Here is a 12,166-nt window from a genome sequence, read left to right on the forward strand (position 1 = left end):
TGCATCGGTATCCAAGGACTTGAAGCACCGATATGCATCGGCATCTAAGGACTTGCCCCTGTCAGGGCTATGGACTATTGTATATTAGGTTGCCTAAGCGTAGCTTTTCCCTTCAATATTTCTTTTTGGTAAGCTTGCGCTGAAACTCACTGGGCGAAGCCTTTTTTTTCCGCTTAAACAATCGGGTAAAATACGACATACTATTAAAACCACATTCCATGTACACCTCTTTAATTTTTTTGTGGGGGTCATGCAACAAGCGAGTGGCAAGCTTGATGCGTTCATCGTTGATAAAGTCAGTAGGCGATACCCCTAGCTCATTTTTAAAAACCCTATAAAAATTAGACTCACTCATGTGTACCTGGTCGCTCAGGTGTTGAATGCTCAGCGATTGGTCAAGGTTTTCTTTGATATACTTGATCACGTATGTCAACCTGTGGTCGTCTGGTGAGCTTTGTGCATTACTACAGCGTTCGCGGTTTTCTTTTTGCAAAATCCGGATAATGAGCTCCTTCAGCATAAAATCGGCAAAAATATCTTTCGATGGATGGTCTTCGGTAAACAAGAATAAGAGTCGTTGAATGATGCCATGAATGGCAACATCGTTGGTAAAATGAAAATTGAAATCAATGAAACACCACTCATTACCATCTATTTTAGGCATGTCTTCATTGAGCAAATCCGCTATTTTTTTAATCTTATCTTCATTAATTGCCATCGCCAAACATCGGGTAGGTTTTTGTAGGGTGGCCTCCGGAAAATCAATACACATGGTTTCGTTGCCGGGTAAAATGAGCGACTCTCCTGGCAAAAAATCAAATGATTGGGTATGTTCAAAATACATGATTTTTTTGCCGGTAAGCATACTTGCAAGTATGGGTTGTTTAAACTGTAAGGCTACCTTTTCGGCTTGTTGATGGGTTTCGAATACGTGCATCTCGGCATTGTTCAAAGTATAACTGGTTTGGTTTTCTACCAAGGTATCGAGGGTACGGTTTTCGTAAAATTTTTGGGGTATACGCATATTCGTGTGCATTTTTCTGATACCCTAATTTACATAAAATAGGACGCTTATACAGTTAGTTTGCCTGTTATTTTACAAATAATGCTAGGATTGTTCATATTGTTAAGAGGATAATGCAATTATTTTGTTTTTTAATTGAATAATTTTGAGAAGTGAAATTTCACAGACTATTGTTCTTGAATTGACCTTTTTATAAAAATATTATTCCAAACAAAAACAACCTTGTATCATGAGTGATGTATTGACCGAAGCCGGAAACCTGGTAGCAAAGCCCGATTTTAAAGCCCAGTACGAAAATTTTATTGGAGGTAAATGGACAGCACCTGTCAAGGGCGAATATTTCGACAACGTATCGCCTGTAGATGGCAATGCCTTTACTAAAGTAGCACGATCTACTGCCGAAGATGTAGAGCTGGCTATAGACGCCGCCTGGGAAGCTGCCCCTCAGTGGAACAACTCTTCGGCTGCCTACCGCAGTAATTTATTGCTAAAAATAGCCGATGTAATGGAGCAAAACCTGGAAGCATTGGCAAGAGCCGAAACATGGGACAATGGCAAAGCCATCCGCGAAACAATGGCGGCTGATTTACCCTTGGCAATTGACCACTTTAGGTATTTTGCTGGAGTAATAAGGGCAGAAGAAGGCTCTATGAGTGAGCTAGATTCATCTACTGTGTCTATGAATGTACTAGAGCCATTAGGCGTTGTAGGGCAAATTATCCCCTGGAACTTCCCCATTCTTATGGCGGCCTGGAAAGTAGCACCTGCCTTGGCTGCGGGCAACTGTGTAGTGCTTAAACCCGCCGAGCAAACCCCTGTAGGCATCTTGGTGCTTTTAGAAATGATAGAAGACATATTGCCCGCCGGAGTACTCAATGTAGTCAATGGTTTTGGGGTAGAGGCAGGCAAACCTTTGGCAAGCAGTAGCCGCATCAACAAGGTGGCTTTTACCGGAGAAACCACCACTGGGCAGTTGATTATGCAATATGCCTCTAAAAATATTATTCCGGTAACCCTGGAACTGGGAGGAAAGTCGCCTAACATTTTCTTCGAAAGTGTAATGGATGCTGACGATGACTTTTTTGATAAATGCCTGGAAGGAGCAGTAATGTTTGCCCTCAATCAAGGCGAAGTATGCACCTGCCCATCGCGTTTGCTGGTGCAAGAGAGCATCTATGATGCTTTTATAGAAAGAGTAGTTGCCCGTACCGAAGCCATTAAGTTAGGGCACCCGTTGAGCCCCGATACTATGATGGGAGCACAAGCGTCAAACGACCAATACGAAAAGATTTTGAACTACATCAACATTGGTAAAGAAGAAGGCTGTGAAGTACTTACTGGGGGCGAAGCTGCCCACAACGACGGCTTGTCGGGTGGTTTTTATATCAAACCTACTATACTTAAGGGCAATAACAAAATGCGGGTGTTTCAGGAAGAGATATTTGGTCCGGTAGTATGCGTCACTACGTTTAAAGACGAAGCCGAAGCCATAGAGATAGCCAATGACACCCTGTATGGTTTGGGAGCCGGCGTATGGACACGCGACACCCACCAGGCTTACCAAATATCAAGAGCAGTACAAGCTGGACGGGTTTGGGTAAACTGTTACCATGCTTATCCTGCCCACGCACCATTTGGCGGGTACAAAAAATCAGGCATTGGACGCGAAACGCATAAAATGATGTTAAATCATTATCGGCAAACCAAAAATATGTTGATTTCTTATGACAAAAATGCGCTAGGCTTTTTTTAGCAAGGATAAACAGTTTTTATCCTTTGGAATGGTGTAAAAATAAATTTCTATAGTTTAATAAAATATTTTGTTGCTAGACGAGGCAAAAAATTGGCTAATAGCAGCGCTATTCGGCTATTTTTTAACAAAGTATAGCCTCAAAAGATGAGATTAAGAATGTAAATTTATTTTGGTACCATTCCTTTGCTAAGGAAATGTGATCATAACTCATTGATATATTTAGATTTATCAAGCATTGGGTAGCCAAAAACTCCCAATGCTTTTATTGATTTAAAAAAGACTAAATGATGACCCCCCGAGTAGTAGTAACCCCAGAAGCTGAAGAAGTAATTCACCAACTGAAAGCCACACACGGCGAGCTTATGTTTCACCAAAGTGGCGGCTGTTGTGATGGTTCTTCGCCCATGTGTTTTCCCAAAGGTGAACTCATGATTAACGAAACCGACGTATTGTTGGGAAGCATTGCAGGCTGCGAGTTTTATATGGCAAAAGACCAGTTTGAATATTGGAAACATACCCAGCTTATTATAAACGTGGTGCAAGGCAGAGGTGCCAGCTTTTCGCTTGAAATTCCGCTTGGTGTGCGTTTTGTGACCGAGTCGAGGGTATACACCGAAGCAGAACTGGCATCGCTTTAGAAAGGGAACCACCTTATTCACCATTAACCACTCAAACTTCTACCATAGCTACCATAAGCCTTGCCAGCTTTGCTTTGATAATGCTATACTTGCAAGTGTACTGGTTGGCTATCAAAGCAAAACTTCGCAGTTGCCCTGCCCGGTTCTTAAAGTAGCCAGTAAACGAAATAACCCTTGTCATACCCCCGGTTTTAGCTCTGAGGTTGTTTTGGGCACGGGTACCCCTGCCCAAGCTCCGCATAGTGCCCGATACCCCTGCTACAGGCAAAGATTGATAGTAGGCCTGAAAGTAACTTTGTTGGGCAGTCAGGCGTTGTACCTGCGCCAATTGGTAGGCGGTGATTCCGTTAGACTGTGCCAAACCACTGCCATCTTCAATATATAAGCCACTGGTAGACAAGCCTTTTGTTTTCCAATATTGGGTGATTGCCTTCGCCCCGGCAGCCGTGCTTCCTTCAGCCTGTTGTTTTACACCAATTGCCTTGAGCACCGCCTCGGCATATAGGTTTATACTATACAAGTTAATCCATTTTACCAAGCTTTTGAGTGTCGTTGAATGGTGTGTATGTACCAGGGTACGCCTGTAATTGACCCGTTGCTTGTCAAGTTTCATCATTCGAGTGGTGGTTGCCTTATTTTTATTCGTCATCAATCCGTGTTGAATCAGTTTTTTGCGAAAAGCTACCCCCAAATAAAAACCTGGGTCAGGTAAAGCACCTTTGATAGAAAAGGTGCCTCCCATAGGAATTGTACCATTGATGTAACGTACGTGGTCGTAAGGTGCCCCGTGGATGTAGGCTTGATCACCCGTGCCTACTGCCGCAGTTTTCAAGTGGTTGACAAACTGAATGCGGGGTACCCAGGGGCTGGTACGCAATACCTTGGGGGCCGCGTTGAGCCGACTGGCGGGTTGTAAGTATAACTTATAAGTATTGTCTAATACATTAATGGCTCCGGCAGGCGCTGCATAGTAGTTGCCCATATCTGCCCAAATCCAGCTCGAAGGAGTAACGTTTTCCTCAAATAAAGTTTCATCTATAATCAGTTGCCCTTTTACCTTCCGAATACCTGCCTTTTTCATCGCAGCTACCCATTCATTCATTGTTCTATCCAGCGAGTACCCCAGCAAAGGCGAGCCCAGGGTAGGGTCGCCCCCTCCTTTGATATATACATTGCCATTGACAACTCCTCCGCTCAAAGCCCCATCGTATTGAATCTGAGTAGCAAACTTATAGTTGCCCCCCAAAATACCCAAACCTGCCGAGGTGGTCACGGTTTTGAGGCTCGATGCTACCGTCATTGTTTTATAAGGATTTACCTGTACCAACTGTTTGCCCGATGTTACATCTTGTATCGACAGTGCCCAGCTTCCGTGGCGTAGTACTGCATCGCGGTTGAGCTGGTCTATCAATTGTTTAAGGGCAATTGGTATCGCTGTAGGGTGGGTAGTTTTGGGTGCGTGATTGTTGTCGGGTAAGTGAGAAGGCATATCAGCGGCTTGTTTTTGTTGTGAATGGCTACATGTAACCAACGTAATAAGCATAAATGCGGCAATATAAAGCAGTAGTTTTTGAGACATGGTCATAGTGACAAGGCACAAACAATAAGCGGCAGGTGACTTGTTGTGTTTAGATATTGATGATAAAAAATGATCAAACTTTTAGTTTTACTTCGGTATTTGTATCAAATAAAATACATAAAAAAAGCCAACCCACGAATGGATTGGCTTGCAAAATAAGTTGAATCGGTTAAACTGCAAAACTTTCGCCACAGCCACAAGTGCGGCTTGCGTTAGGGTTTACAAAATGAAACCCTTTGCCGTTGAGTCCATCGGTAAAATCAAGGGTAGTACCCAATAAATACAACAGACTTTTTTTATCTACCAATATTTTGACTTCTTTATCTTCGAAAATTTCGTCTTTTTCTTTGACTTCGGCATCAAAGTTCAAGTCATACATTAAACCAGAACATCCACCACCTTTTACCGATACTCTTATGTTGTGGGCAGTGTCCAATCCATCTTTTTGACGGAGTTCTACAATTTTGTCTTTTGCTCTTTCTGTTATTTGAACCATTGTCTGGAGAATTATTTTAGTGTTAAGTTCAAAGTTTAAACCAAATAATTACAATTTTGGTAATTGATTAAGAGTACTTGAGTCCTCTTAGAGTATGTTTAAATTTTGTCTTCGGAGTTAAAAATGATGAGTTTTTTGTGCCGAGCTCTGCGAAGCTAATAGCCATAGCTATTGACGCAAAAATCAACAAAGTCAGCGCGTAAAAATCACTTTTTTAACCCAGATTATGATTTTTAAACATACTCTTATTTATAAATACGTTTTTTTTGCAAGTTAAGTAAAAAAAATGGTAGTATAACTATCATAATGTCTTGTTAAATTTGCATCGGTTATTTTTTAAATAAGTACCCAGACAGCATTCAATATGTCTTAAAAGTAGGTAGGATGAGCTTATGACAAGCGAGTGAGCCTATTTGTAGCTGAGCACTGGTTGCTATAACATATTGGTATCTTAGAGCTTGTCGATACTTATAGTCATACAAACCATTCAAAAAATGTTAAAAGTAGAACACATAGGCATTGCCGTAAAGTCATTAGAAGAGTCTAACGACCTGTTTACCAAGTTATTTGCCCGCCCTCCTTACAAAACAGAAGCCGTAGAATCGGAAGGAGTAAGTACCTCGTTTTTTCAAATGGGTGAGTCTAAAATAGAGTTGTTGGAAGCCACCCGCGAAGACAGCGCTATTGCCAAGTTTATAGCCAAAAGGGGAGAGGGTATACATCATATTGCCTACGAGGTAGAAGACATTCAGAAAGAAATGGAACGCCTGAGCAATGAGGGCTTTACCTTGCTTAACAAAGAACCCAAAAAAGGCGCTGATAATAAGTTGGTGTGTTTTTTACATCCTAAAACCACCAACGGAGTGTTGATAGAACTTTGTCAGGAGATAAGGTAACCTGAGTACCCAGTGACGAGCGACAAGCAATAGTTGCTGGGTATTGTGATAATAATCCTTTACTTGTTGCTTGTCACTCAATGCTTGAAACGATCCTTAAGCTACCAAAAACAGCGGCTTATATTCTACATTGCGTTGCACCTCTAGTTGGTTAGAGTTAAGCTCCAGCGCCAGTAGATTGCCCATTCCGCCTGAGCCTTCGTATACACAGCCATTGTCTAAGGGAATGGTCAGGCTACGGTTGTTAATGCACTGTTTGATATAGTCGAGCGACTTGGGATCATGACCGTGTGCCAGTTTGCGGTGTTCAATTTTTTCTGCCTCTACAGCAAAGTTTTTGATCCACAACATAGACTCAATGTCTAAAAAAGGATTGGTATGGCGAAAGTTGAGCCCTGCGTGTACCAACACGTGGTTGTTGAGCAGGTAATAATAACGTAGATTTTCTAAGAATTGAATGTAATAAGAAGGGATTTGGTCGAGGGTTTGTACACCGAAGCTCTGCAAAGTAGCCTTGCCTCCGTGCCTTATCCAGCCCGCAAATAACTCCTCTATTTCGGGGGTCCACTGCTTAGATTGTAGCGCCCAGTAGCAACGCAAGAGTACGTCTTCATGGTTTCCTCTAAGTGTATATACTTTATACCCCGATTCTTGCAGATTTACAATATAATCGATAATCTCTTTGCTACCTGATCCACGATCAATATAATCTCCCAATAAAAATAATTGATCGTCCTGTGATAACTGTACTTTATATTCTAATAGATTGACAAATGTTTTATAGCAGCCGTGAATGTCGGCAATGACCCATTGTTTATGCATGGTGTATTGTTCCAAGTAACATTTAATTTTTTCTGATAATATATGTGTAATAATGCACCTTCAACTTGTATATTTGTTAGGCTGATTTTAGCAGTTTTCAATGTAGTTAACGTGTAAATAGAGTGATTGTTATAAAGGGCAGTATTCCAAATTTATGACATATTTTTTTTAAAAGCAGGATACTGTACTTATAGTCACAAAAGTTCTTGAATAATTATAAATAAAACTGAAAATCACGAAAGCTGTTTTGTGAAATTTCGCTAAAAGAGTTTTTTCTCTATAAAAAACTTACAGCATTCTTACAAGGTAAAAACACTTTCAAACGGTTTTACCACATAATACCCTGGTACAATTGGTACAATAAAAATGTATGATTGATGGGGTAAAAAAAAACACCAAATGCCAACAAGCCCAAAAAATGCCTAACTTGCCCCTTCGATACACCAAAAGTTGACAAGTGCGTATGTATTTTATAGTATCTCCCATTGCCGCCAATTTCTTTTATAACAGCCTTACGGTAATAGCCCAAGGCATACAACTAGAGCAAGTAACCACAGAAGAAGCTCCCCCCATACCTACCACCGAAAAGTTGCACGACTTGCGTTCGGCTACTATTCAATTGAATGCACTTTTTTATAACCTTATCAAAGAAATTACAGCGAAGGAATCCCAGATTTTTTACAGCCACTTTGCCCAAATTAGTTTTGTGTGCGAAGCCTACGATCTTGACAAAAGCTTTGAAGACGAGATTCATAGCTGGCGTATTTTGTGCCGCCGTACCCAGCGCCAAGACAGCTTTGCGCCTGCCCCCTGGCAGGTAATGGCGGGTGTGCAAATAGTCGCGAGTTTGGTGTATCATTTTTCGCAAGAAACTGTGCCTTCCGAGCTATTGAATTTATACAAAGATGCTGACTTGCCCTCGTTGTATCAGCGCAACGACCCGACAGAAAAAATAGACTTGTTGCGGGCAATTATTTTGCGTACTACAGGCTACGAGCTACTCAATAATGGCAAAGGGCGTTGCGTGCTTATATGCGAAACCGAACACTTTGGCAGGGCGTGTATTCAAGTGACCGACACCAACTATAAAACTATTAGCCAGTTTGGGAGGTTTGCTCAGCCTTACCAAACCATTCACGTGACCGACCTGGCAGTGCAACCCATCAGCGAAAGCGACGAAGAAACCTCTAAACCGCTAACGAGTAATTTTCGCACCACCGAAAGTTCAAACCTAGTGCTTGAGCCCGATTATTTGGTGGATGCTTCGGCTATAGCCCGCTGTGTAGACCGGTTTGGGGGGCGGTCGTCTTATAATTATTTGTTGGGCAATTTGCGGTTTTTCACTGGGTCGGAAGCCACCTTTACGGGAAATCTGATCAATGAAATGCTCGACCAATTGATTGACAATGAAGCAATAAGCTACGAAGATGCTTTCAAGGGGGCGTTGTACAAGAGTTTCTTAGAGGCAGTTTTTCTAAAGGACAAACTCCAGGCAATTTACCTTAACCTCAAAACCCAGTTTACTACGCTCAAGCAATTTGTAAAAAAATACCACCAGCAAAGACTCACTACCGAACCTACGTTTTTGTCGTCTACCTATGGGTTACAAGGGCGGCTCGATGTGCTGATTGAGCACGAAGAAGATCAGGACAAACAAAACCTGAAGGAAATCATAGAGCTAAAAAGTACCAAAAGTGTGCCCCCAGTGCGTTCTAAAGCCTGGGCAAACGACTTGGTGCAGGTGGCCTGTTACAACCTTTTGCTGGATGACACCTTTGAGGAACGACGGGGCATTAGTGCCATTTTGTATTCGCAAGCCGAAGAGGGCGAGCATTTGCGTAACTGTGGTAAGCTCAATTTTGAACAACAAGATGCCTTGTTATTACGCAACCAGATGGTGTTTCTGGATTTTATGATTGCCCGTGAAAATTCCCGAATTTTTGATCAATTGCTCAACCGGATTCAGGCGGGGAAACTGCCTTTTTATGTGATAGACGACGCCAAGATATTTGACGAAATGTGGCGCAGTTGCCGCGAAATAGACAAGGCATATTTTACGGCTTTTGCCGGATTGGTGGTGCGCGAAAACATAGCGGCTAAGATTGGGCTTACCGAAAACGACTTTCAAAATGGGTTTGCCAACTTGTGGAAAAACTCGCGGGAAGACAAAACAGCCAACTTTAGTTTGCTCGAAAACTTGAGCCTTGACTTTACCCGTTCCGACCTTGACACGTCTACCTTGGTTTTTCAGCGCAACCAAACCCGTACCAGTGTTACCACCTTTCGTAAGGGCGACATTGCCGTGTTGTATCCCATGAATTCCGATGGTAGCTTGTCAGCGTTGAAGTATCAATTGCTCAAGTGCAACATTGTGCACATTAACTCAGCCGAGGTAAGCGTACAGGCGTGGAACAAGCACATCGACGAGCAGTTTTTGCAAAAACACCGCCACTGGGTGCTAGAGCCCAATTTATTAGAGAGCGGCAACCGCGATTTGCTGGCGTCGTTGGCTTATTACTTGTCTATTCCCGACAAACGCAAAGATATATTGTTGGGGCAAAGCCAGCCACGTTTTGGCACCTTGCCAGGCATTGAAATTGAGCGCCTCAATGCTGAACAAAACCAGATTTTGAATCAGGCTTTAGCCGCTCAAGATTATTTTTTGCTCCAAGGACCTCCAGGCACGGGCAAAACCTCGGCAATGCTGGCGCAAATGGTCAATCATTTATTCCACCACACCAAAGAAAACATATTTTTGCTGGCTTTTACCAACCGGGCAGTAGACGAAATTTGTAAGAAGATTTACCCTATATGCCAACAACGGATGATTAGGCTGGGCAGCAGCAAAGAAAACGCGCCTTATAGTTTGAGTAACATTAGTAAGGGCAAATTGGTCAAGGAAATGCACCAGGTGTTGGTAGAAACCAACGTATTTGTTTCTACAGTGGCCTCGTTTTACAAACACTTGAACTTGTTCAATATTAAAAGCTTTGACACAGTGATTATAGACGAAGCATCACAACTGCTTGAACCCCACTTGTGTGGGGTGTTGCCTCGTTTTAAACGGTTTATCTTGATTGGCGATGAAAAACAGTTGCCCGCCGTGGTAACACAGGATGCCGAAAAGTGCCAAACCCAACAAACCGACTTACACGAAATGGGCATCAAAGATTTGAGTATTTCTATGTTTGAGCGGCTGCTTACCAATGCCCAAAACCGGGGCTGGCACGACTGCTACGCTATGCTTACTACCCAGTTTCGCATGCATCAAGACATTACCCAGTTTGTGAATGAGCATTTTTACAAAAAACTAAAAATAGGCACTGAGCGACAAAAAGCAAGCTTGCAGCACCCCCAGGGACATACCCAAAGTGAGCTAGAGCTCTGGCTCAACCAACATAGATTGTTGTTTTGGGCGTCACCGCTAGAGCCCCATAATAAAATTAACCGGGCAGAAGCCCAACGAGTGGTACAGCTGCTTCACGTGATAAGAGATATGTATGGAGAGGCATTTACTGCCGAAACTGTAGGCGTGATTACGCCTTATCGTGCCCAAATTGCCGAGATTTACGGGCAACTCGACGAAGACCTGCAAAACAAGGTAAGTATTGATACTGTAGAGCGTTATCAGGGCAGCGAACGCGAAATCATCATTATCTCTATGGCGGTAAACCACCCCGAACAACTCAAAAATCTACAGGCTTTTAATGCTGAGCAAACTGTAGACAAAAAGCTAAATGTGGCGCTTACCCGTGCCCGCGAACAAGTGGTGTTGTTGGGTAATGAAGAGGTGCTGCGTGAAGGGGTATTTTATGCAAAATTGATTGATTTTATGCAGCATAAAGAAGGGTAGGGGGGAGTAAAGTGATTGTATGGTTTGCGAGGCACGGCTAGAATCCAAAAACCTGTCAGCTAGGCTATTCAAAATTAGGGAATTGCTTCCCCAAAAAAATATTCAAAATATATAAAAACCACTACATTCGGCTTATTCCATACCTGTCGGTGCTCCCCTCTGTATATTTCATAAACCATTAAAAGTCAGCATACTATAAAGCCGTAGAAGTTTACAAAGCAGGCAGCACTTGTGGTTTGTAGCTTATCGCTTGAACCTTACTCCTGCAAACGCTCCTGACTACTAATAATACCTAAAAAAACTAATATTGGTATACGACAACCACTCTTGTATTTGTTTGATAGCCCTGTCAGAAAAGGCATTGTGGGCAATATTGAGGTGTTCCAGACATTGCAGGTTTTTTAATTCTGGCGATAGTTCTTTGATCTGATTGCTCTCAATACTGAGTCCAATAAGGTTGGTGAGCTGATAAATTTCGGGAGGCAAGGTGGTAAGCTGATTTTTTTCTAAAGTAAAATACTGTAGGTTCTGCAATTGTCCTATTTCGGCGGGTAAGGCGGTAAGTTGGTTGCCGCTCAAATTCAATGTTTGCAAGTTGGTCAATTGCCCAATTTGGGCAGGTACTGCAGTCAATTGATTGTGCCTAAGACTTAAATATTCCAGGCGGGTCAATTGGGTGATTTCTATAGGTATTTGCGTAATTTTATTTTGGTTCAGGCTTATTTCTTTGAGGGCAAACATTTGTAGAGCTTCTTCCGGAAACTTGTCCAGACGCTCCATAATGAGGTAAAGCTCGGTAAGGTCTTGCCAAAAGTCTAACTCTAGCCCGTGCCTCACACACAACACCGGGTATTTTCGCAAGGCTGTTTGTACCCCTGTGCCATAGTTGCCTCCAAGCCCTACGCAAAGCTGAAACGCAAGCTCAATATTGTTTTTGTCTGCCGACCGCAGCAAATGTTCAATCTTGGTATTTACTTCCTGTTCATCCATTGAAAACACCTACACTATGTGTTTTGGTTTTGAAACCATACACTTTTTTATAGCAGATAAGTCTTGATTTTTTTGATAGTTTTACAGCATAAAAATAGCTGCTAATCTGCTGAGT

9 protein-coding genes are annotated in these 12,166 nt (G+C 42.4%); 4 read left to right on the plus strand and 5 right to left on the minus strand.

From position 1 onward, the window contains the following. Positions 1 to 112 precede the first annotated feature (112 nt). The gene (locus Q0954_RS30070) at positions 113 to 1,024 is read right to left on the minus strand and encodes an AraC family transcriptional regulator (protein WP_299464324.1); all 912 of its coding nucleotides are present in this window, start codon (positions 1,022 to 1,024) and stop codon (positions 113 to 115) included. Positions 1,025 to 1,253: 229 nt separating this feature from the next. On the opposite strand from Q0954_RS30070, the gene Q0954_RS30075 reads away from it, so the two are divergent. Beyond that, entirely contained in the window at positions 1,254 to 2,777 is a 1,524-nt protein-coding gene (locus Q0954_RS30075; RefSeq protein WP_299464327.1) for an aldehyde dehydrogenase family protein, read from the plus strand. 287 nt (positions 2,778 to 3,064) lie between these two features. Further along, positions 3,065 to 3,415: a DUF779 domain-containing protein gene (locus Q0954_RS30080; RefSeq protein WP_299464349.1), complete on the plus strand. Its 351-nt coding sequence runs from the start codon at positions 3,065 to 3,067 to the stop codon at positions 3,413 to 3,415. Between the two features lie 31 nt (positions 3,416 to 3,446). On the opposite strand, the gene dacB is transcribed toward Q0954_RS30080, so the two are convergent. Together dacB and Q0954_RS30090 are read right to left on the minus strand one after the other, a co-directional pair. Beyond that, a complete protein-coding gene (gene dacB / locus Q0954_RS30085) occupies positions 3,447 to 4,994 on the minus strand; it encodes a D-alanyl-D-alanine carboxypeptidase/D-alanyl-D-alanine-endopeptidase (protein ID WP_299464330.1) in 1,548 nt (515 codons plus the stop codon). Positions 4,995 to 5,163: 169 nt separating this feature from the next. Then, a complete protein-coding gene (locus Q0954_RS30090) occupies positions 5,164 to 5,490 on the minus strand; it encodes an iron-sulfur cluster assembly accessory protein (RefSeq protein ID WP_299464334.1) in 327 nt (108 codons plus the stop codon). Between the two features lie 494 nt (positions 5,491 to 5,984). On the opposite strand from Q0954_RS30090, the gene mce reads away from it, so the two are divergent. After that, the gene (mce, locus tag Q0954_RS30095) at positions 5,985 to 6,386 is read left to right on the plus strand and encodes a methylmalonyl-CoA epimerase (protein WP_299464337.1); all 402 of its coding nucleotides are present in this window, start codon (positions 5,985 to 5,987) and stop codon (positions 6,384 to 6,386) included. Positions 6,387 to 6,482: 96 nt separating this feature from the next. On the opposite strand, the gene Q0954_RS30100 is transcribed toward mce, so the two are convergent. Beyond that, complete coding sequence (locus Q0954_RS30100; protein WP_299464340.1) at positions 6,483 to 7,208, minus strand: metallophosphoesterase family protein; 726 nt, start codon at positions 7,206 to 7,208, stop codon at positions 6,483 to 6,485. A 463-nt stretch (positions 7,209 to 7,671) separates the two neighbouring features. Here Q0954_RS30100 and Q0954_RS30105 point away from each other — a divergent pair, with 463 nt between their 5' ends. Then, the gene (locus Q0954_RS30105) at positions 7,672 to 11,061 is read left to right on the plus strand and encodes an ATP-dependent helicase (RefSeq protein ID WP_299464343.1); all 3,390 of its coding nucleotides are present in this window, start codon (positions 7,672 to 7,674) and stop codon (positions 11,059 to 11,061) included. A 282-nt stretch (positions 11,062 to 11,343) separates the two neighbouring features. Here the strand turns inward: Q0954_RS30105 and Q0954_RS30110 are convergent, their stop codons facing one another. Continuing rightward, a complete protein-coding gene (locus Q0954_RS30110) occupies positions 11,344 to 12,051 on the minus strand; it encodes a leucine-rich repeat domain-containing protein (RefSeq protein WP_299464346.1) in 708 nt (235 codons plus the stop codon). Positions 12,052 to 12,166 lie beyond the last annotated feature (115 nt).

Source organism: uncultured Microscilla sp. (assembly GCF_947493425.1).
GTDB lineage: Bacteria > Bacteroidota > Bacteroidia > Cytophagales > Microscillaceae > Microscilla.